General features: G+C 61.4%; 17 protein-coding genes. 14 read left to right on the top strand and 3 right to left on the bottom strand.

The window, feature by feature from the left end:
- The first annotated feature begins 318 nt into the window (after positions 1–318).
- The 11 genes from ABWI03_RS08180 (at position 319) to ABWI03_RS08230 (ending at position 13,435) form a co-directional block, all read left to right on the top strand.
- Positions 319–1,842, top strand: coding sequence for a sugar transferase (locus ABWI03_RS08180; protein ID WP_298775998.1), 1,524 nt, complete (start codon positions 319–321; stop codon positions 1,840–1,842).
- A 16-nt stretch (positions 1,843–1,858) separates the two neighbouring features.
- Positions 1,859–3,127 carry an O-antigen ligase family protein gene (locus ABWI03_RS08185; RefSeq protein ID WP_298775995.1) on the top strand — a complete coding sequence of 423 codons (1,269 nt, stop codon included), beginning with the start codon at positions 1,859–1,861 and terminating at the stop codon, positions 3,125–3,127.
- Between the two features lies 1 nt (position 3,128).
- Positions 3,129–4,340, top strand: a complete 1,212-nt coding sequence (locus ABWI03_RS08190; protein ID WP_298775993.1) for a glycosyltransferase family 4 protein — start codon at positions 3,129–3,131, stop codon at positions 4,338–4,340.
- On the top strand, positions 4,337–5,548 hold the full coding sequence (locus ABWI03_RS08195; protein ID WP_298775991.1) for an MATE family efflux transporter: 1,212 nt from the start codon (positions 4,337–4,339) through the stop codon (positions 5,546–5,548). Before ABWI03_RS08190 ends, ABWI03_RS08195 begins: the two co-directional genes overlap by 4 nt.
- On the top strand, positions 5,545–6,441 hold the full coding sequence (locus ABWI03_RS08200; RefSeq protein ID WP_298775989.1) for a glycosyltransferase family 2 protein: 897 nt from the start codon (positions 5,545–5,547) through the stop codon (positions 6,439–6,441). The genes ABWI03_RS08195 and ABWI03_RS08200 overlap by 4 nt, the downstream gene beginning before the upstream one ends.
- Entirely contained in the window at positions 6,438–7,604 is a 1,167-nt protein-coding gene (locus tag ABWI03_RS08205) for a glycosyltransferase family 4 protein (RefSeq protein WP_298775987.1), read from the top strand. Before ABWI03_RS08200 ends, ABWI03_RS08205 begins: the two co-directional genes overlap by 4 nt.
- 5 nt (positions 7,605–7,609) lie before the next feature.
- Entirely contained in the window at positions 7,610–8,407 is a 798-nt protein-coding gene (locus tag ABWI03_RS08210; RefSeq protein ID WP_298775985.1) for a WecB/TagA/CpsF family glycosyltransferase, read from the top strand.
- Positions 8,408–8,504: 97 nt separating this feature from the next.
- A complete protein-coding gene (gene gmd / locus ABWI03_RS08215) occupies positions 8,505–9,536 on the top strand; it encodes a GDP-mannose 4,6-dehydratase (RefSeq protein ID WP_095971940.1) in 1,032 nt (343 codons plus the stop codon).
- Positions 9,533–10,501: a GDP-L-fucose synthase family protein gene (locus ABWI03_RS08220; protein WP_298775981.1), complete on the top strand. Its 969-nt coding sequence runs from the start codon at positions 9,533–9,535 to the stop codon at positions 10,499–10,501. Before gmd ends, ABWI03_RS08220 begins: the two co-directional genes overlap by 4 nt.
- Before the next feature lie 53 nt (positions 10,502–10,554).
- The gene (locus ABWI03_RS08225; protein WP_283376856.1) at positions 10,555–11,880 is read left to right on the top strand and encodes a UDP-glucose dehydrogenase family protein; all 1,326 of its coding nucleotides are present in this window, start codon (positions 10,555–10,557) and stop codon (positions 11,878–11,880) included.
- Between the two features lie 130 nt (positions 11,881–12,010).
- Positions 12,011–13,435 carry a tyrosine-protein kinase domain-containing protein gene (locus tag ABWI03_RS08230; protein WP_298775977.1) on the top strand — a complete coding sequence of 475 codons (1,425 nt, stop codon included), beginning with the start codon at positions 12,011–12,013 and terminating at the stop codon, positions 13,433–13,435.
- Here the strand turns inward: ABWI03_RS08230 and ABWI03_RS08235 are convergent.
- Positions 13,407–13,931, bottom strand: a complete 525-nt coding sequence (locus ABWI03_RS08235) for an arsenate reductase/protein-tyrosine-phosphatase family protein (protein WP_200314300.1) — start codon at positions 13,929–13,931, stop codon at positions 13,407–13,409. The genes ABWI03_RS08230 and ABWI03_RS08235 overlap by 29 nt on opposite strands.
- A 108-nt stretch (positions 13,932–14,039) precedes the next feature.
- Between ABWI03_RS08235 and ABWI03_RS08240 the strand changes: the two genes are divergently transcribed.
- Positions 14,040–15,359, top strand: a complete 1,320-nt coding sequence (locus ABWI03_RS08240) for a UDP-glucose dehydrogenase family protein (RefSeq protein WP_124567355.1) — start codon at positions 14,040–14,042, stop codon at positions 15,357–15,359.
- Positions 15,360–15,508: 149 nt separating this feature from the next.
- Entirely contained in the window at positions 15,509–17,176 is a 1,668-nt protein-coding gene (locus ABWI03_RS08245) for a DUF7159 family protein (protein ID WP_298775973.1), read from the top strand.
- Positions 17,177–17,185: 9 nt separating this feature from the next.
- Here ABWI03_RS08245 and ABWI03_RS08250 read toward each other — a convergent pair whose 3' ends face one another.
- Together ABWI03_RS08250 and ABWI03_RS08255 are read right to left on the bottom strand one after the other, a co-directional pair.
- Complete coding sequence (locus ABWI03_RS08250) at positions 17,186–18,448, bottom strand: YibE/F family protein (protein ID WP_124567353.1); 1,263 nt, start codon at positions 18,446–18,448, stop codon at positions 17,186–17,188.
- A 493-nt stretch (positions 18,449–18,941) separates the two neighbouring features.
- Positions 18,942–20,195, bottom strand: a complete 1,254-nt coding sequence (locus tag ABWI03_RS08255; protein ID WP_298775969.1) for a pyridoxal phosphate-dependent aminotransferase — start codon at positions 20,193–20,195, stop codon at positions 18,942–18,944.
- Positions 20,196–20,271: 76 nt separating this feature from the next.
- Between ABWI03_RS08255 and ABWI03_RS08260 the strand changes: the two genes are divergently transcribed.
- Positions 20,272–22,212: a S9 family peptidase gene (locus ABWI03_RS08260; protein WP_298775967.1), complete on the top strand. Its 1,941-nt coding sequence runs from the start codon at positions 20,272–20,274 to the stop codon at positions 22,210–22,212.
- Positions 22,213–22,296: the final 84 nt, after the last annotated feature.

Genomic DNA, 22,296 nt, shown 5'->3' on the forward strand with positions numbered 1-22,296 from the left:
CAATATCGAGGCTGGCGACGTCAGCGGGCGAGGAGAAATCGCCGATCGTCCCGTGTTTGGGTCGTTAGTGGACTCTGCTTCAATCATGGGGTGTGAGCTGCGGCAATGCCGCATCAATCGACCGTTGGGCCGAGGCCTGACAATAGTCGCCGGGCTAACTACAAGGCGCACGTAATGCGACCATTCGCACTGAACGCAGTGATGCGGAGCAGTTGCTTCGCAGTCGAAGTATCGGGATTCGGCACGGCGGTCCGATGGACCTCGGCCGGTGAACAGCTTCAGGCCGAATTCTGTGCTTGGGGAAAGGTATCTGAACACATGACGGTTCTCGATATGGCCGCGCCTACGAACGAACGGCCACAACAACACCGACGAGTAGCGCCGGAGCGGGCTGGTGGAGTGTCCGCACGCAGGAAATGGCAATCTGCGTATCTTCGTCGCCTGGCGATCACCGACACGATCATCGTTGCGGCAGTTGTGTTTCTGGCTCAATGGTGGCGATTCGGTAGCGACGCGGATGTCGTCGACGGTGAAGCGTTCGGCCATTTGAGCTACACCGCACTGTCTTTCGCCCTGATCATCGGCTGGTTCGCCGTACTGAGAGTGTTTCGCACCAGATCTCCTCGGGTGATCGGAAGCGGCCCTGAAGAGTACCGATTGATCGCTGTCGGAACGCTCCGCCTGTTCGGACTGATTGCGATCGCCAGCCTTCTCCTTCACCTGGAGATCGCGCGCCTGTACCTCGCAGTTGCGTTTCCGATGGGATTGACCGCCTTGATCGCGAGTCGTTGGATCTGGCGACGGGTGATTGCTCGTGAGCGGGCCCGAGGTGAATTTCGAACTGCAGTTCTCGTGGTCGGTGTGCGAGGGGCGGTTGTCGATCTTGCACGCAACCTCGAGCGCGACGATGCCCATGGATACCGAGTCGTCGGCGTCTGCGTACCTGGCTACGGCGGAGACGTGGGCGAAGTTGTCACAGTGAACGGCCGGGACATTCCGGTGCTCGGGGACGAGCACAGCGTCGCCGACGCACTCGAACAGGTCGGGGCCGACACGGTGGCGGTGACGGCGTCGGAGCGACTCGGCCCGGAAGGGCTGCGCAAACTGGCCTGGGAACTCGAGCGTGATCATGTGGACCTTGTTGTCGCACCGGGGATTCTGGACGTGTCCGGACCGAGGCTGTCGATGCGCCCGGTCGCTGGATTTCCGCTGATCCATGTCGAGCGTCCGCGCTATCACGGCGCACAGAAGTTCACGAAGACGACCTTCGACATCGTCTTCGCAACCGTGGTACTCGTCGTGATCAGTCCGGTGCTTCTGGCGGCTGCGATCGCAGTCAAGCTCACGAGCAAGGGGCCGGTTCTTTACAAGTCCGAGCGGATGGGGTTGGACGGGCAGCCGTTCCCGATGCTCAAGTTCCGCTCGATGGTCCAGAATGCGGATTCTCAGGTCACGGCGCTGATGAAGGAGAACGAAGGCGCCGGAGTGCTTTTCAAGATGCGAGACGATCCGCGGGTGACGACTGTCGGTCGCTTCATGCGTCGGTACTCGATCGACGAGTTGCCCCAGTTCGTCAACGTCCTTCGGCGAGAGATGAGCGTCGTCGGACCGCGGCCACCGCTTCGGCGCGAGGTCGAGATGTACGACGGTGCGGTCAGTCGCCGACTGCTGGTCAAGCCCGGTGTCACCGGCCTGTGGCAAGTCAGTGGACGTTCGGATCTTTCGTGGGAAGACACTGTCCGCCTTGACCTTTCCTACGTCGACAACTGGTCGATGATGGGTGACGTCATGATCGTCGCGAAGACGCTCAAGGCGGTGGTGGGAAGTGATGGCGCCTACTGATCAAAAGGCGGCACCGGTGCCGTGCGAAAATGAGGCTCCGCACGATCCGCTGATCTTGCGAACGGCATTGGTGATCGCGGTCATCGGCGCGAGCGGAGCCTTTCAGGCGTACACGCAGAAGACAGCTCTCGGATCGTTGCTCGTACACGGTTCGGCCGTTCTCGCGGCGACACTGGCGTTGGTCTACTTCCTCGATCGGCGATACTCACGGAATGCGACCTGGCCCGTCTTCGCGCTTCTGATCGCGGCCTGCGTTCCGGCGACCAGCTGGTACTGGTCGACGCTACCCCGGAACTCCGCAGTCGCCGGCATCGTCATCGTGTGCCTGGCGATCTCGGGAATCATCGTCGCCCGGGAGTTGACCTTCGCGGTGCGAGTGCGGACTGTGGCCATCACCTTGCTGGTACTACTCGTCCTGTCTCTGATCGTCGTGATTCTCGATCCTTCGACTGGCATCGACGTGGACACCCGCGCCGTTGCCTATCGCGGAATCTTCACCCACAAGAACACTTTGGGCCGAATGGCTGCGATCGAAGTTGTTCTCGTTGCTGTCATACTCATGCTTCCCGACGTCAAGCGGATACCGTGGGTGGCGGCGCTTGCTGTCGCGGGCATCGTGTTGTTCGAAGCCCGGAGCCAGACCAGTCTCGTCGCTGCTGGGATTGCACTGGCGACAGTGCTTGCTCTGAAGTGTTTTCGACGGACTCCGAACGCTCACCTCGCCTCGACGGTAATCATCGGGCTCTACATCGGGGTGTCCGGCGCGATGAAGGTGCTCGGACCCGATGTCGCAGCGATACTCTCGCGAGATGTCACGTTGACCGGCCGGCTACATCTCTGGACGGTATCCGGCTACTACGCCGAACAGCGGCCTCTGCTCGGCTGGGGCTTCGGCTCGGTCTGGGCACCTGACAGCGCCGTTGGACAGATGATCCGGTCCAAGCTGTCCTTTCCGGCGACCAGCGCGCACAACGGAATGCTCGACATTCGTCTGCAGATCGGTTGGATCGGATTCCTGCTGCTGTTGGCCGGCTTTTACCTGCTTCTGCGCACGGCGCTCGGGCGAGCTCGCAGCAGAACGGAGTACATCGCCGTCGTCGCGATCATGGTTCTCGTCTTCTCGATGGACTTGACGGAATCGACGCTCTTCTTCGGCGCCATGTGGTTGATCGTATGGGTCTTCCTGGCACCGTACGGACCCTCGACGCACCGCTCTCACAGTGCGCGGCGTGCCGACACGAACGATGTGTACAGCCTCGCTACGCAGCAAAGAGGAGGTCGGTGAGATGTACAAGACGTTCGATGTAGCGCGTTCGAAGCCTGATGTGACCCTAACGGCCGCCGGTGGATCCACGCAGCCGAAAGCCTTGATGTTCCATGCGATCTATCGGAACCCGGGTGGCGAGGAGCAGAGCTTTGCGAACGAATCCAAGCTCCTCGAATCGATCGGATACGAGACGGTTCGGTGCACCACGGACAACTCCGAGATCTCCGGGGGACCGTGGGCGGCAGTCACAGCAGTATTCAGCCCGCGGGTACTTGTCGACGCGTTTCGTATTATCCGTTCGGAGCGGCCCGACGTCGTCTACGTCAACAATCTCTGGCCTGCGTTTTCGGCCTCGTTGCTCGTGGCTGCGCGAGCAGCCGGAATTCCTACGCTGCAGGCGGTTCGGAACTACCGCCTGGCCACACCGTCCGCCAAGTTGCGCGGGGATGGCACGTGCACCGAATGTGGTTCCACGAACTACTTCTCGAGCTGTGTCCGCAACGGATGCTACGGCAACAGCCGACTTCAGAGCCTTGTCTGCTACTTGAGTGCTGCGGCAGTCAAGCTGAGCGTCTCGGGATGGAAGCAGCACAGGTTCGTGGCAACGAGCGCGATGACAGCGCGGCTGATCGAGGGGCCACTGATCGATTCCGATCGCGTCGTGGTTCGTCCGAACTTCGGATTCGAAGAAAACGAACCCGCGTTTCGGAGCACTGATTCGGTTGTCTGCGTGAGCCGACTGACACCGGAGAAGGGTGTCCTGGACCTGGTGCGCAACTGGCCACAGGACGAGGGAAGTCCCTCACTCACAGTGCTCGGTGACGGACCGCAGTACGCCGAGATCTCCAGCATCAGCGCAGCTCGCGACAACGTCACGCTGGCCGGATTCACTTCACACGAAGATGTGATCGAGATACTCCGCGACAGTGCGGCGTCCGTGGTGCCGTCTCAATGGGCAGAGCCGTTCGGACGCGTTGCGATCGAATCGATGTCGGTTGGCACCCCGGTCATCTACGCAACCAGCGGCGCTCTCGCGGACATCGTCGGACCTGGCGGAACGCCTCTCCATTCCTTGGATGAGTCGTCGATTCGCGAGGCCCTCGACCGGATCTTCGGAGCGGGCGACCGATCGGCGATACGTAGATCCGCATATCGTCACTACTCGAATCGCTTCACATCGGGCAAGGCAGCGACGTCGATGCGTGAGCTCATCAACGAGGTGAGATCGTGAACGATCGCACTCGACATGTGACATTCATGGCGGATCAGGCGCTTTCGAGCATCCTCACTTTTGTCGTCCTCACCTCGGTGGCACGACTCGGCGGTCCGATCGAAGTAGGACAGATTGCCGTGATTCAATCGGCGGGTCTGTTGGCACTGGCACTGGGGCGAGCGATCGGCGTCGACGTCTGGCTGTCACGAGGGGCGAGGACCGTCGAGCGCGGACCGGCGTTGGCACCCACGATCGCGCTGGCGGCGGTATCAGTGACATCGGTGTGGGCTCTGTTCCTGATTGCCGGCTCGGACTCGATGAATCTCACGGTATACGCCTTGGCTGCAGCTGGTTTCGTGGTGTTCGACGTGATACGCACGATGCTGATGCACGACGGTGCGAGTTGGATCTCTGCGTCGATACAGATCGTGACACTCTCGTTCGTCCTTATAGCAGCTTTCCTGGTCGAGAATCTGACACTTGCACTCGTGACCTATACGGTCGGTGTCTTCGTCGCGCTCGTTCTCGGTCACGCAACCATGCGTCTGATACCGCCGGTGCCGTCAATCAGGTACTCACGCACTCACCGGTACAGATCCGTGCCGTTTGCGATCGAGATATTGATGGGATCAGCTGCGCAGCAGGCGATGTTCTTGATACTGACCGTGGTGGCGTCGATCTCGATGATCGGTGAGATCAGAACTGCCCAGACACTGCTCGGTCCACTGTCCTTGATGTTCGCGGGCATCTCGCCGATTCTGATGCGCAAGTTCGGCAGTGGTGTCGAAGCGATGAGCCCGGCCGAGTGCATGGCACTCGGTCGCCGAGTGGGCTTGCAGGTCTTCTGGGTTTCGATCATCTGCGTTTCGCTGATCTGTCTCACGCTCGAGATTCGACTCTCGGGAGTGCGATTGATGGATCATCTGGTCGGGACGCACTTTCCGAACTTGATACCGGTCATTCTGATGTGCGGGCTGGCGGTGGCGTTCAACGGGATTCTTCTGGGCGTCGGCACGTCGATCCGCGTCCTGGACAAGACCGGAACCCTCAACACGTTCCGCGCAGTGCTGCTGCCGGTGCAGTTTCTGATCGTTCTCGGGGCCGGACTGTCCGACGATGCCGTCTATGTCGCTGGAGCCTTGGCGCTGTCGGCGTGTGTCAACGCGAGCGTCGCACTCCTGGTCTCGATGAATCACACCTCTCGACCGAAAGTTGATCTCTCATGAAGAACCTGAGCGGCGTCATGGTCGCGATTCTGACGTTCCGTCGAGAAGCCTCACTTGCTGTGTGCGTCGAGAGTGTCAAGGCGTCGATCGAGGGCGCCGGCGTCGAGGCCGAAATCGTGGTGGGCGACAACGATCCGGAATCCACGACGCCGATATATGTCGCCGACGGGATCGAACGATTGCATCTCGGATTCGGCGGGGTATCTCCGGCACGACGTGCGCTGGTCGATCTCGCCCGTGCACGAGATCGTCGGTACATCATCTTCGTCGACGACGACGAGTACGTCGACTTCGACTGGCTGTCGAATCTCCTCACCTGCGCCGCAGATTTCGACGCAGGTGCTGTGGCCGGTCCCGTGATTCCGGTGGGCCTGCCCGCCTCGGAACTTCCATTGCACACTCGCGTTCGACATTCGACCGGGACGCCGGTTGCGTCGGCAGGTGCTGGAAATCTGTTGTTGGACCTGAAAGCTTTGAACGGCTTGAACTTCAGTGACGACTGGGATCTACCTGGCGGCGAGGACACCGAGTTCACGCTCCGGATGAGTGCCGGCGGTGTCCGGCTGCTGTGGTGCGACGAGGCGCTTGCGTACGAACCCGTCGACGAGGAACGGCGTCGGGACTCCTGGCTCTTCGCCCGGTACGTCAACAACGGACGAATCCTCGCGGTCTGTCAGGGACAGCTCGGACTGCCACTGCTGACGGTTCAGATTGCCAAACGCGCTTTGCTCGCACTCGCGTCGGCGACCTTGATCCCCGCTGCCCTGATCAGCCCACGGATCAAACGCGTGGTTCTCGACAACGGTGCACGAAACATCGGTTGGTTCTCAGAGCAATTCGGCCACCGCGGTTCACGGATGCCGCGCGCACAGAGGCTCGAGGTAGCGCGATGACACGGTTGTTGATGACGGCATACGCCTGCGATCCGAATCAGGGGAGTGAATCCGGGGCGGGTTGGGCGCTTCTCTCGGCGGCTTCCGAACTGTGTGAGTCGATCACGGTGGTGACTCGCTCCGGTGAGGCTCCCACATTGGAAGCAGAATGTGAACAGCTCGGTTGCGAAGTTCGTGTCGTACGAATAGCGACTTTGACCGCGGAAGAGGCCGGATCGTACGGTCGATATCTCCGATGGCTCTGGCACACTTCACTGTTCGTTCGGCGTGAAGCGGCACACTTCGACGTCCTGCACCATGCAACGTTCGCGTCCGACTGGCTGCCCCCACCGGTGCTGTTCGGTGGAGCCGGCGGCGCACGACTCGTATGGGGGCCTGCCGGGGGCAACACCTACCCGCCGATGCCACTCGCCAAGCGCATCGGTATGCGGTATCTGGCAACCACGGCAGTTCGGACCTGCTCGACGAAAGCCGCTCGGTCACTGACACACATCTTCATGTCAGGACGAGTCGACACTTTCATCGCGATGAACTCCGACAGCGGACGTGGCGCACCGCGGGCACGCAACGTCGTCGTCCAACCCAATTGTGTCCTGGACTACGACGGAATCGAGAAGCAAACGGTACCCAGGCCGAAACGAAGACTCTTGTTCGTAGGAAGACTGTTGCAGTACAAAGGAATCGATCTGATTCTGGATGCGCTCGAGCAGCTGGGCACCGATTGGTCCATGACCTTTGTCGGGGAGGGACCCGCCCGCGGGCGGATTGAGATGTCGCTTCCGTATCGCCGCGGTCAGATCACGCTTCGCGGGTGGCGCGACAGATCGGAAGTGGTGGGCGAGATGGGGGCCTCCTCCGTTCTGCTCTTCCCGAGCATGCACGATTCGGGCGGCTGGGTGGCGGCCGAAGCAGCGGCCGTGGGCCTGCCGGTGGTCTGTTTGGATCTCGGCGGTGTACCGACACTGGCCGGTAGGAACGCTGTGGCGATCCCGGTTGCGCCGGCGTCGACTCTCGTCTCGCGTATCGCTCGATCGGTTGTCGAGACAGAGCTTTCTCTCTTTGAACCGCAGCGTGATTGGACTCGATCTCGGTTGAAATCGGTCTTGTCGCGCAGCTACGGCCAGTGCAATGAACGTCAACAAAGGAACGCTGAAAAGTGGTGAGACAGATGAGCAGTCCGTTCGAGGTCATCGAGGTGGGTGGCATTCCGTTTGCCGCGACCAACCTCGAGGGAGCTACCGATTGGGTAGTCAACGACAGACGAGAGGGAGCGGGAACCGGAGTCTCCGTGAGGTTGTCGAATTCCTACTGCGTGTCGGCGGCGCACAACGATCGTGACTACTCCGCGATTTTGAAGGGCCCCGGTGTGAACTTCGCAGACGGAACCCCGGTCAGTTGGGTGATGCGCCTTATCGGCGCCACCGCTTCCGATCACGTCGGTGTTCGACCAGTCCGGGGTCCATCGTTCTTCGAGGCCACCTTGGACAAGGGGCGCCGCTACGGCCTTCGTCACCATTTTGTCGGCACGACAGAAGAGACGTTGAGTCTTTTGACGGATCGAGTGGAAGAGTTGTACCCGGGCATCACGGTGGCTGGCACTTACGCCCCGCCGTTTGCCGCGTTCAGCAAGGAGTTCGTCGATGACATCATCACGAAGGTCGGTCCGTCGGCGCCGGACATCGTGTGGGTCGGCTTGGGAGCGCCGAAGCAGGATTTTGTCACGAAGGCGATAGCGGATCGAACCGACTACGTGGCCGTCGGTGTCGGCGCGGCCTTCGACTTCTTGGCCGGAACCGTTTCTGAGGCACCGTCTTTCGTACGAAATTCGGGATTCGAGTGGATGTATCGACTTGCATCGGAACCCAAACGTCTGTGGCGGCGCTACCTGTTCGGTAACTCGACATTCGTCCGGTTGGCATCGCGCGACATTCGAAAGTTCCTCGGCCGTTCGAGAGGACACGCATGAGCGAGATCAAGACTGCCGGTCGATTCGGAGGAATACGGACCACAACCGTGGTTTCGCAACTATCAGGCGGGCTGTCCCGCAACGGAAGGAACGCAGGATGAAACGCGCACTGATTACCGGAATCACGGGGCAGGACGGCTCGTACCTCGCCGAGTTGCTGCTCTCCAAAGGCTACGAGGTTCACGGACTGATCCGTAGATCGTCGACGTTCAACACTTCGAGGATCAACCACATTTATGTGGACCCCCACCATGTGGATGCGCGGCTTTTCCTTCACTACGGTGACCTCAGTGACGGAGCGCGCCTGGTGACGCTGCTCGCGCAGATCAAGCCGGACGAGGTGTACAACCTTGCTGCGCAGTCTCACGTCCGGGTCAGCTTCGACGAACCCGAACACACGGGGAACACGACGGGTGTGGGGTCGATCCGTCTTCTGGAGGCGGTTCGGATGGCGGGGCTCGACTGCCGGTTCTACCAGGCGTCGAGTTCTGAGATGTTCGGTGCGACGCCACCGCCGCAGAACGAGGAGACGCCGTTTTATCCACGCTCTCCCTACGGTGCGGCGAAGGTGTACTCGTACTGGATTACGAAGAACTACCGTGAGGCGTACGGGATCTTCGCGGTGAACGGAATTCTGTTCAATCACGAGTCTCCCAGGCGCGGTGAGACGTTCGTGACGCGCAAGATCACGCGTGCGGTGGCGCGTATCAAGGCAGGGATCGAGGATCATCTGTACATGGGTAATCTCGACGCGATTCGTGATTGGGGATATGCGCCGGAGTATGTCGAGGGTATGTGGCGCATGTTGCAGGTCGACGAGCCTGAGGATTTTGTGCTCGCCACCGGTGGCAACTATTCGGTGCGCGACTTCCTGACAGTCGCTTTCGAACATGCGGGTCTGAACTGGGAAGATCACGTGCGATTCGACGAGCGGTACCTTCGTCCGACTGAGGTCGACGCCTTGATCGGGGATCCGAGTCATGCCGAGCGCAAACTCGGGTGGAAGGCCGGAGTGCACACCCCCGAACTGGCCCGGATCATGGTCGACGCAGACATCGAAGCGCTCGAACATGAGGGGCGCCCGTGGATCGACACTCCGGCACTTCCCGACTGGTTGGCGACGCGATGAGTGATTCGTTCGCAGCGCGAGCGCTCGATCGAGGCGCACCGTTCTACGTAGCCGGACATCGAGGATTGGTCGGCTCCTCGGTGTGGCGGCACCTGGAATCCGAAGGCTTCACGAACCTTCTCGGAAAGTCGTCCGCCGAACTCGATTTGCGTGACCGGGACGCTGTCTTCGATTTCTTTGCCCGCGAAAAGCCGACCAATGTGATCCTCGCAGCAGCAAAAGTTGGTGGAATTGCGGCGAACAGCGCGTTCCTCGTCGACTTCCTGTCGGAGAATCTTCGGATCCAGGTGAACGTGCTCGACGCTGCGCTTGCACACGGCGTCGAGCGTCTCCTGTTCCTCGGATCATCGTGCATTTACCCGAAATTGGCGCCGCAGCCGATCAAGGAGGAGTACCTGCTCACCGGGCATCTCGAGCCGACCAACGATGCCTATGCAATTGCAAAGATTGCGGGAATACTCCGTGTCCAAGCTGCCAGACGACAGCATGGTCGATCCTGGATCTCGGCGATGCCCACCAACCTGTACGGCCCGGGCGACAATTTCTCGCCGCGCGGATCGCATGTACTGCCCGCCCTCGTTCGGCGTTACGACGAGGCGCAGTCGTCCGCAGTGCCGTTGGTTGTCAACTGGGGGAGTGGCAATCCTCGCCGTGAATTTCTGCATGTCGACGATCTGGCGTCGGCGTGTCTGCATCTGCTCGACAACTACGACGGTGCATCGCATGTCAATGTCGGAACCGGCGAGGATCACACAATTCGTGAGATCGCTTCGATGGTTGCCGACGAGGTCGGATACACCGGCGAGACGCGATGGGACACCTCGAAGCCTGACGGAACGATGCAGAAACTTCTGGACGTGAGCATGATTCGAGAGATTGGATGGCGGCCGACCATCGGATTGTGCGAAGGGATCGCGTCGACGGTCTCGTGGTACCGCGACAACATCGGTGCCCTACGTACGTGAATTTCCCATCCCATCAACACTTCACACACTCTCGAGAAAGTAGATCGAGCACCATGAGCACTCGCATAGCAGTTTTCGGCACGGGATACCTGGGCGCGACACACGCGGCCTGTATGGCCGAACTCGGTCACGAGGTCCTCGGAGTGGATGTCGACGCGGCAAAGCTGGAGAAACTGGCAGCAGGGGAAGTTCCTTTCTACGAGCCAGGTTTGCGTGAGGTTCTACGAAGAAATATCGATCGAGGAAGACTGAAGTTCACGTCGTCTTACGAGGAAGCCGCTGAATTTGCGGACGTGTTCTTCCTCGGGGTCGGTACACCGCAGAAAAAGGGCGAGTTCGCTGCGGACATGATCTACGTGGATGCCGTGATCGAGACTCTGGCACCGCTACTCACCAAGCCCTCGGTCATCTTCGGGAAGTCCACGGTACCGGTGGGCACCGCGGAACGGCTCGGTAAGCGCGCGCGGGAGCTGGCACCGAGCGGCGACGCCGTCGAAGTGGCGTGGAATCCCGAGTTCCTCCGTGAGGGATTTGCCGTCCAGGACACATTGCATCCCGATCGTCTGGTGCTCGGGGTCGACCGCAATCGACACGGACGCGCGGAATCTGTTGCGCGCGAAGTGTATGCAGACCTTGTCGATGAGGGGATTCCCTTTCTCGTCACGGACCTGGCTACGGCGGAGTTGGTCAAAGCATCAGCGAACGCATTCCTGGCCACGAAGATCTCGTTCATCAACGCCATTTCCGAAGTGTGCGAGGCTGCTGGTGCCGACGTCACAGTGCTCGCCGACGCGATCGGATACGACGTTCGGATCGGACGTCGATTTCTCAACGCGGGAATTGGTTTCGGGGGAGGCTGCTTACCGAAGGACATCCGTGCATTCATGGCTCGCGCCGGTGAACTAGGTGCCGACCAAGCACTGACGTTTCTTCGCGAAGTCGACAACATCAACATGCGCAGACGTACACGCATGGTCGAATTGGCACGGGAGGCATGCGGATCGCTGCTCGGCGCGAGAGTTGCAATTCTGGGTGCCGCGTTCAAGCCGGACTCGGACGACGTTCGTGACTCGCCGGCGCTCAATGTCGCGGGCCAGATTCAGCTCCAAGGTGCTGCGGTGAACGTGTACGACCCGAAGGCCATGGACAATTCGCGTGCGCTGTTCCCGACGTTGACCTATTCGGCAAATGCGTTGGAGGCCTGCGAAGGTGCTGATGTCGTCCTGGTGTTGACCGAGTGGCCCCAATTCTTGAAGTTGCAGCCGTCCGATCTTGATTCGGTGGTTCGCAAGAAGGTGATCGTCGACGGGCGCAATTGCCTTTCCCCCGACGACTGGCGAGGCGCTGGTTGGACTTACCGCGGATTGGGACGTCCGTGAGTACCAGGCATCGTGCCTGCTGCAGTTGATCGATATCGAAGTTGAGAAAGCCCGGTTCGCCCTCGCGGTCTGACCGGCAAGAACCGCTCAGACCCGCAGTGGACATGCGTGAGCCGAAGGAGGCATCAAGATGGAAATTGTCGACTACCTGAAGATATTGCAAGCCAGATGGCGAATAGTTGCTGCTGTAACTGTACTCGGAATCCTGGGAGCTCTTGGTGCGTCCCTTCTGTCGACACCGATCTACCAGGCCTCGACGAGGCTTTTCGTTTCGACGTCGGCGGGTACTTCGGTCAACGAGGCGCTTCAAGGTAGCCAGCTGTCACAGCAGCGTGTTCTGTCCTATACAAAACTCCTGACCGGCCGAACTCTCGCGCAGCGGACGATCGACGCACTGGGGCCGAGAGTGGTCGGCGGGATGTCGGCTGACGAGTTGGCGTCCAAGGTCACTGCGACGTCGGCGCCCGACACTGTGCTGATCGACCTCGGAGTCAAGGATCCTTCACCGGAACTCGCACGGGAGATTGCAGATACTCTGTCGTCCGAATTCGTCTCACTGGCAAAGGAACTGGAGACGCCTGAGAACGGCGGAACGCCGCCTGCGCGTGTGGTCGTCGAGCAGCAGGCCCAAGAACCGTCTGTTCCCGTGTCACCTAAGACTTCACGCAACCTCGCTCTGGGAGCCGTGGCGGGACTGGTGTCGGGAATCGCGCTTGCGTTGATTCGTGATCGGCTCGACAACACGGTGAAGGATCGTCGAACGGTGGAAGAGATTGCGGGTTCGGCGATGGTGGGCACGATCCCGTTCGACAAGGACGTCGAGGTCAATCACGCGATCGCTTTCAGTGACGGAAATTCCGTGAGTGCCGAAGCCTTCCGTGAATTGCGCACCAACCTTCAGTTCCTCGAGGTGGACCATCCACCGCGTGTCATCGTCGTCACGAGTTCGCTTCCCTCCGAGGGCAAGACGACCACGGCCGTGAACATCGCTCTCGTCTTGGCGGAGGCCGGCAAATCGGTGTGCCTGATGGAAGGCGACCTCCGCAAGCCGCGAGTATCGAAGTACTTGGGATTGATCGGAAGTGTCGGCGTCAGTTCGGTGCTCTCCGGTCGAGCGACGCTGGACGATGTGCTTCAGCCGACCGAGTTCGACGGACTGACTGTGCTCGCCTCCGGACCGATCCCCCCGAACCCGAGCGAACTACTCGGTACGGACACGGCCAAACATGTTCTCGAGGAACTGCGGGCGCGATACGACTACGTCATCATCGACGCCTCGCCGTTGCTCCCCGTCACGGATGCCGCGGTTTTGGCCGCGATGTCGGACGGCGCTCTGGTGATCGCCCGACACGGCTCCACGAAGCGCGATCAACTGGCGCGCGCGGTCGGAAACCTACAGAGTGTGGGTGCGCACGTCCTCGGCACTGTCATCACGATGACGCCGTCTCGCGGACGCAATGCGTACGAGTACAGCTATTACTACGAGTCGGACAAGTCGCTACCGCAGTTGACCGCGGTGACCTCGCTCAGCGCTCACCGAAGCGAAGTCGGCTGAGCAGTGGGCCGACGAGATCGGCGATCTGAAGTCCGATCTCGTGAAACACCTTCTCTTCCTTACCCATCGGATCCAGGACGTCCTCGGGTTCGGTGGCACGAAATCGGGGCCTGGCGGCGGCGAGGTCGTCGACCGTTCCTGCATCCGCGAGCGAGCCCAACCGTGCGGCTTCTCGAAGGGTGAACGTGCGCTTCAGCCGCGCCGGAGCCATCGCCAGGACTTTGTCTCGCTGACTTTCGGTCATCGTGAGAATGAGGTCGGCGTCCGAGGCCAGCGCTGTTGTCATGCGTCGAGCTTGAAACTCCGTGGGGTCGCCGCCGAGCCCCGCGAGAACCCTCGCGGCCGTCGGCTCGATCGGGTGCCCGACCATCGCCCGGGTTCCAGCACTCGACGCGGTGAATCCGATGATCCCGGCTTCGGCGGCATATGCACGTGCGAGGCGTTCGCCCGTGGGTGATCGGCAGATGTTTCCCGTACAAACGAAGAGAACGTGCATGGCAGAAGCATAGGTTGCACGCGCGACGCACTCGTCGTACGCCCGATGTTGGTTTCGCGCCCATCTGGCGTACGCGTTTCGGAAAGTTCGGACGCATACCAACAACACATGAAGATGACCGTGTTCGGAACGGGATACCTGGGCGCGACCCACGCTGTGTGTATGGCCGAATTGGGTCACGACGTGCTGGGGGTCGACATCGACCAGTCCAAGGTCGACAAGTTGTCCCGTGGGGAGGTCCCGTTCTTCGAGCCGGGTCTGACCGACATGCTGGAGAAGAATCTGGAGTCGGGTCGGCTCCGGTTCACGACGTCCTATGCCGATGCCGCAGATTTTGCCGACATTCATTTTGTCGGTGTGGGGACTCCGCAGAAGAAAGGGGAGTACGGCGCGGATCTGAGCCACGTTCATTCGGTGATCGATCTGCTGGCGCCGTTGTTGCGACGGCCATCTCTGATCGTCGGCAAGTCGACGGTTCCGGTAGGTACGGCTGCCGCTCTCGGCGAGCGACTACGTGCCGGCGCGCCGGCGGGCGCAGCAGTAGAGGTGGCCTGGAATCCGGAGTTCCTGCGTGAGGGGCACGCCATCGCGGACACTTTGAGACCTGATCGGTTGGTTCTGGGGATCGATCGTGATCGACCGGGAAACGCCGAAGGTGTTCTTCGTGAGGTGTATGCCGCGATATTGGGCGCGGGGGTGCCGTTTCTCGTGACCGACCTGGCGACATCCGAGTTGGTCAAGGGATCGGCGAATGCATTTCTCGCCACCAAGGTGTCCTTCATCAATGCGATTGCGGAGGTGTGCGAGGCCACCGGGGCCGACGTGACGATGTTGGCTGACGCTCTCGGATACGACGATCGGATCGGCAGACGGTTTCTGAATGCGGGGTTGGGGTTCGGCGGGGGATGTCTGCCGAAGGACATCCGGGCTTTCATGGCGCGGGCCGGAGAACTGGGTGTGGACCAAGCGTTGTACTTCCTTCGCGAGGTCGACAGCATCAACATGCGACGACGCACGAAAGCCGTCGAGCTGGTGACGGCGGCCTGTGATGATGGTTTGCTGGGAGCTAACGTGTCGGTGCTGGGGGCTGCATTCAAGCCGGAATCCGACGATGTGCGCGATTCGCCTGCGCTCAACGTCGCAGGAATGATGCAGTTGCACGGGGCGGCAGTCACCGTCTTCGATCCGAAGGCAATGGACAATTCTCGCCGACTCTTTCCCACCCTTCACTACGCAACCTCCACGTCAGACGCCTGCAAGAACGCTGATGTCGTCTTGATTGCGACCGAATGGGACGAGTTTGCCTCGCTCGTGCCCGCCGATCTGGATCCGCTCGTTCGTCGACGCGTCATCGTCGACGCCAGAAATTGCCTCGATCCGGAGGTCTGGCGTGCTGCTGGATGGAACTATCGCGGATTGGGGCGGTAGGTCGAACGTCCAGGTAGCGAAAAAGTAGCTGCGATTAGGCGTTAGATGCGATGCGCGAACCTTGTAGACCACCCCTAGTGGGTAGACTTCCGGCCGGGGAATGACGGGGTCTGCTGACAGGACCCGTCCACGGTCGACGAAGGTGGATCATGAACTTGGTATTGGGTGTGACGGTGGGAGCCAGCGCTGTGCGTTTGGCGCGCCCGGGGACGCCCGACCACCGTGGTCCGGTATTTCGATCGAGAGCGGTCGATCGCGGACGCGACATTCCCGAGGAAATCGCCGCAGAAGCAACGAAGGTGGCATTGGCCGAGAATGTCGGCGTTGGCAGTCATACGGTCGTCGCCTACCGCGATCAAGCGCAAGCCGGTGCACTCCAGGCCGCGTTCGAGCAGAAAGGCATCGGCAACTTCGAGTTGATTCCCGAAGTTACAGCCACGCTTCGGATGCTCGAGGAACCCGGTGCGCTGACCGACCAGAGCACGCTTGTCGTCGTCGACATGGGTAGCTCGGGATCGACGATCAGCGTTGTGGACAGGCATTCGAGGTCTACCGTCGTGACTGCTCGGTCGACTCGGATCAGCGGCGACCACTTCGACGACCTCGTTTACTCCGACCAGACCGTACGCCGCCGAATCTCGACGCCGGCCGACCCGGGCGGCGACTCCGAACTGCAGTCGCGATGCCGACTTGCCAAGGAACAACTGTCCACACGGAGCGCGGTGTGCCTGCCCGGTCCCGGTGGGCTTCTCCTGCTGTCGCGGGAAGTTTTCGATTCGTTGGTCATCACGTCGGTGGAGGCCTTTGCCCGAGAAATACGGGAGGTCATCGCAACGTCCGGCCGTAACCCGGACGCGATTGTCCTCATCGGTGGCGGTGCGCGCATCCCGATCGTGCGGGCGACGCTCGCTGCGTGGCTGGATTGCCCCGTCATCGCGCCAGAACAGCCTGAACTGGTGGCTGCGCAAGGCGCTGCACTGATCGCGGAGTCGTCCCTGGCGCCGTCGTCACGACCTGTCGCTGCACCGGTCCAGGTCCCTGCGGTGGCGCCGATCTTCGCGCCCTATCCGATTCACACACCGGCAGAGGTGCCTGTCCCGGTACAGGCGTTCAGTCATGGAGGAGTCGCGACGCTCCCCGAATCGGAACGGCCGGAGGTCGCTGTCGAGGCGAAGTCTGTTCCGCAGGAACAGATGTCGAGTCCGTATGCCGCGGACCTGCCGCAGCCGCGACCGAACCGACACGAGCAACGATTCGATCGGGCCGAAGATCTCGCGGTCGCCGTCAGCGACCCGGCCACGGACGGATTCGGCACAGAACGTGATGCCGACACCGAGGCCGTGATGGTTGACGCCCAGGCGTACTCGGCGGTGCGCGAAGACGAGGGAGTAGGAGCAGGAACCGCGCACCCGTCGTGGCTTGCCGGTACACAGACTGCGGAAACTACGTCCACGGAACCGAGGAATCCGCTGCGTTTCGCCGGCCTGGGCGCCGGTGTGATCGCGGCAGTCGTCATCGTCGGGTTGGGGTTGGGCTATGGCGGAAAGGTCTTCGGTGATTCCGACGAAGCCGGACCTGTGGCAACCGAGGTGACCACGACGGCACCGACTACCACGACGACTCCGCCGCCCCCGCCCACGACGACCCCGCCCCCGCCCACGACGGAGGAAGCGCCACCGGTGGTCGAGGCCCCGCCGGTTGTGCAGGACACCTATGTGCCGCCGGCGCCTGCACCCGCACCTCCGCCGCCCGCGATCTACATTCCGGGGCTGCCGCCGATTCTGTTGCCGGTCCTCCCGCCGATCCCCGGACTCTGAGACCCGGTGTCAGCGTTTGGAGTGGCGTCCACCTGACGTGGGGCCGGTCTTGACCGCACTACCGGGCGGGCGCGCGAGAATGACGGCGATTGCGGTGGTGAGCGGAACCGAAAGAGCCAGAGCAATTCCGCCGACCGCGGACCGGACGATTTCGATCGCGACGGCGTCACCGACCAACACGTCTTGAAGTGGGCGCCCGCTGACACTGAAAAGCAACAGCAGTGGCAGCGCCCCGCCGGCGTACGCGAGGACCAAGGTGTAGACAGTGCTGGCGATGTGATCGCGTCCGACCCGCATCGCCCCACTGAACACCTTTCGGCGAGGAGCGTGCTTGTCGAGTTCGGCCAACTCGAATGCCGAAGATGCCTGGGTGATGGTGACGTCGTTGAGAACACCGAGCGATCCGATGATGAAGCCCGCCAGCAGCAGGCCCGTGATGTCGATGTGTTCGATGTATGTCTGCACATTGGTGTTCTGCTCTTCGGACAACCCGGTGAGATGGGTCAGTTCGATACAGAGATAGGAGAGAACCGCCGCGAGCACCATCGCGGCGAGGGTGCCGAGCAATGCCGAACTGGTTTTGAGTGAGACACCGTGCGCCAGATAGAGAACCGCGTACAAGATCACCGCGCCGGCGACCAGTGCAACCGGTATCGCAGGCTTGCCGTCGAGCAAGGCGGGCAGGAGGAATCCGACGACAACGCCGAATGCGATCACCAGTCCGACGAGAGCGCGCAATCCGCGCCACCGCGCAACAGCGATGATGACTACGGCAAACGCCAAAGCGATCAGTGCCAGCGGGAGTCCACGCGAATAGTCCTCGAAGGAGTACTGAGTATTGCCGTTCGGGTCCGTCTGACGCACGAGACGAATGTGGTCACCGACTCGTAGATCCGGTTGACCGGCGCCCGGGATGACCTCGAGCAGTGTCTTGGTTCCGGCATTCGGCCCGGATTCGATGTCGACGATGCTCCGCTGGCATTGATAGGCCGACGTGGGCGGCGGTTGCGGGGCGCCGACGAATACCCTTCCAGCGGAGGAACTCCCGCAGTCGCCGAGGTCTTGCATGGTGACCGTGCCCGCCTCGGTTTCCACCGAGCTGCCGTCGGCATTCTGAAAAGGGAGTGGGACGGGGATGGTGTTCTTGTCCGGCCACAGTGCGATTGCTGCCGCGACGACGATCATGCCGATGACGACGAGCAAGCCGATGACGACGCGTGAGGCGGTGGGGCCGATCTGAATGGGTCCACCGTGGCCGTGGCCGTGACTCATCGGAAACTGAGTGTCGGACTGGGGATTTGCACCGGTGCAATGTTATCGGCTCCGAAGCGAATGGTCAGCTTCTGAAGGCAGTGTCGGTGAAAGGCAGTGTCCGTGAAAACCGGTGCTACCGATGAGGGGGTGTGAAACGGAGATTGGTCGAGCTGGGTGGCGGGGAACAGGGGGGGTTGTCCCCGCCACCAACCTGGTATCCACAGGGGGGGGAGGGATACCAGGTGCTCGCGGCACCGAAGTGCTGATAACTAATGTACCCAATTTCAAACCGATTTGGCGCGTTGTCCAACTACCAATTCCGCAACGAATCACGTACCGGTTGGACCGTTTTCACATCAGGGCAGGTCACTAAATAGTTAAAGTGTCAATCAAACCGTGTGGTTTGCGAAAAATGTGACCAAGGTCGCACAAATGCCCCGCGGTTTTACGTTTACGGGGCATTTGTACAACGAATTGTTTACTCGATTTCAGCCGGATTCAGCCGGAGAATCTACTGTTTGTAACTGGTGAGGAAGTTGCCGAATCGCTCGATGGCGACGGCAAGATCTCGGGCCCACGGGAGCGTGACGATCCGAAGGTGATCGTGATTGGGCCAATTGAACCCGGTGCCCTGAACCATCAGGATCTTCTCCTGGAGTAGCAGGTCTTGCACCAATTTCTCGTCGTCGTGGATGTCGTAGACGTTCGGATCCAGACGAGGGAAGGCGTAGAGCGCGCCGCGTGGTTTGACACACGAAACGCCCGGAATCATGTTCAGTCTCTCCCAGGCGACGTCGCGCTGCTCGAGAAGACGGCCGCCGGGCAGGATCAGGTCTTCGATGCTCTGGTGCCCACCGAGGGCCACCTGAATGGCGTGCTGTCCGGGGACGTTGGGGCACAGCCGCGTCGACGCCAAGAGATCGAGACCCTCGAGGAAGCCGGCCGCATGATCCTTCGGCCCGGTGATCGCGACCCAGCCGGAGCGGTAGCCCGCGACACGGTAGGCCTTCGAGAGGCCGTTGAACGTCAGGCACAGCAGATCAGGGGCGAGCGTCGCCAGCGAGATGTGCTTTGCGTCGTCGTAGAGGATCTTGTCGTAGATCTCGTCGGCGAGGAGCAGAAGCTGATGCTTGCGCGCCAGATCGACCAACTGCTGCAGAACCTCCATCGAGTACACCGCACCCGTGGGGTTGTTCGGGTTGATGACGAGGAGAGCCTTGGTCTTGTCCGTGATCTTGGATTCGATATCGGCGATATCGGGATTCCAGTCGTTTGCCTCGTCGCAGAGGTAGTGGACGGGTGTACCGCCGGACAGGCTCGTCATCGCGGTCCACAGCGGATAGTCCGGTGCCGGGATCAGCACCTCGTCGCCGTTGTTGAGGAGGGCCTGCATGGTCATCGTGATCAGCTCTGAGACACCGTTGCCGAGGTAGATGTCGTCTACGTCGAGCTCGGGGAAGCCGGGAACCAGTTCGTAGCGCGTCACGATTGCGCGCCGCGCCGACAGAATGCCCTTCGACTCCGAATAGCCCTGCGCGTAGGGCAGCGCAGCGATCATGTCTCGCATGATCACGTCGGGGGCATCGAATCCGAACGGTGCCGGGTTGCCGATGTTGAGCTTGAGGATCCGGTGCCCTTCCGCCTCCAGCCGGGCGGCATGCGCGTGCACCGGTCCACGGATTTCGTAGAGGACGTTCTGGAGCTTCGACGACTGCTCCAGCTCGCGCTGCGGCTGACGGTGGCGGACGGGTTCTGGTGTGCTCACGAGTTACATGATTCCACCACTGTGCAAGTGCATTGTCGGGGACCGTGTCGCGCGACCAGTTGGCTATTGTCGAGCGATGACCCCCAGCGAGCAGATTGCAGCCCCGTACGGATCGTGGACTTCTCCGATCGGAGCAGCTGATCTGGCTGCAGGTGGCCACCCTGTCGAGGGCGGACGATACGTCGGCGACGAGATCTGGTGGGCTGAAATTCGTCCGACCGAGAGTGGTCGGACGTCGATTCGTCGATCCGGTCTCGACAACCAACCAGTCGACATCCTCCCGGCGCCGTGGAACGCGCGGACGAGGGTTCACGAGTACGGCGGTGGCGCCTGGACTGTCACGGAGTCCGGAAAACTGGTCTTCAGTGAATTCTCCGATCAACGGGTGTACATCCTCGAAGGAGTCACTCCGCGGGCTCTTACGCCCGAACCGGCGTCGCCGGCCGCGTTGCGATACGCAGACCTGCAGATCGTGAACGGTGAGGTGTGGGCGGTTCGGGAAGCGCACGCGGAGGACGGGGCGATCACTCGCGATATCTGCGCGATTCCTCTGGACGGTTCCGGCGAGATCCGCTCGATCGTCGGCGGCTCGGACTTCCTTTCGTCACCGAGGCTTTCGCCGAGTGGAACCAAGATCGCCTGGATCGCGTGGAACCATCCGCAAATGCCCTGGGACGGTGCCGAACTGCGGGTAGCTCCACTAGTCGACGGCGTCGCTCAGGACTACTCCGTACTGATCGGCGGACCCGAAGAGTCGGTCCTGCAACCGGAGTGGATCACCGACGACGAACTCTTCGCAATCAGCGATCGCAGCGGCTGGTGGAACATCTATCGCGTCGGCGCCGAGATCACCCCGATCTGCCCGGTGGAGGCGGATTTCGGTGGGCCACAGTGGCGTTTCGGTGCGCGCTGGTTCGTCGAACTCGACAACGGCCACCTTCTCACCGCGCGCACCGTGGGAACCGACACCCTGGGGGTGCTCGATCCCGCGTCGGGAGAACTACGCGACATCGAGATCCCCGGGGTCACCAGTATCGGCCTCATGCAGGTTCGCGGCGACCGGTTGCTGCTCGTCTCGGGAGGTGCGAAACTGGCGGGCGCGCTACGTGAACTGGACCTCGGTACCGGAAAACTGACCGAAATCCGTTCGTCGGTCGAAGAATTGCCCGAGTCTGCATATCTTCCGGAAGCGCGAGCAGTCGTGGCTCACGGACACGGGCGAGAAGTTCACGCCGTTGCGTATCCGCCGCGCAGTCCGCGATACAAAGGACTCGACGGCGAACTGCCGCCGTACGTCGCGTTTGTTCACGGCGGCCCGACGGCGCACGTCGCACCGGCCCTCAACCTCGTCTACGCCTTCTTCACCAGCCGCGGAATCGGAGTGGTGGATGTGAATTACGGCGGGTCGACCGGATACGGACGTGAGTATCGTAATCGATTGCGCGGTCAGTGGGGTGTCGTCGACGTGCAGGATGTCGTCACCGCCGTCACCGGATTGGCCGAGCAGGGGCTCGCAGATCCGGCCCGCCTCGCCATCGAGGGTGGATCTGCCGGCGGATGGACCGTTCTGTCCGCACTGACCACGTCCGACGTGTTCGCCTGTGGTGCTTCCTATTTCGGGGTGGCAGAACTGGACCTGTTCGTGCAGGAAACTCACGATTTCGAGTCGCGCTACGTCGACGGGTTGATCGGTCCACTGCCGGAATCTGCCGACCTGTACGCCGAACGTGCTCCGCTCAACAACGTCGACGGGTTGAACTGCCCGGTGTTGTTGCTCCAGGGCCTCGACGATCCGATCGTGCCGCCCTCGCAGGCGGAACGATTCCGGGATGCATTGGTGGCCAAGGGTATTCCGCATGCCTACCTGGCCTACGAGGGTGAATCGCACGGATTCCGTAAGCAGTCGACCATCATCAGCTCACGCAACGCCGAGTTGTCCTTCTACGGGCAGGTGCTCGGGTTCACCCCACCGGACATCCCGACGCTGGAGCTGTGGAAGCCTGCGACCAGTAGCTGACGGCCCCGCGGCTGCGTGCGAGGGCCGCAATGACCGACCTGCCACCCCGCGCCACCGAGCTGGTCGCGGAGCTTCTCGTTCCAG

The sequence above is a fragment of the Rhodococcus baikonurensis genome (assembly GCF_040489275.1).
GTDB lineage: Bacteria > Actinomycetota > Actinomycetes > Mycobacteriales > Mycobacteriaceae > Rhodococcus_F > Rhodococcus_F baikonurensis.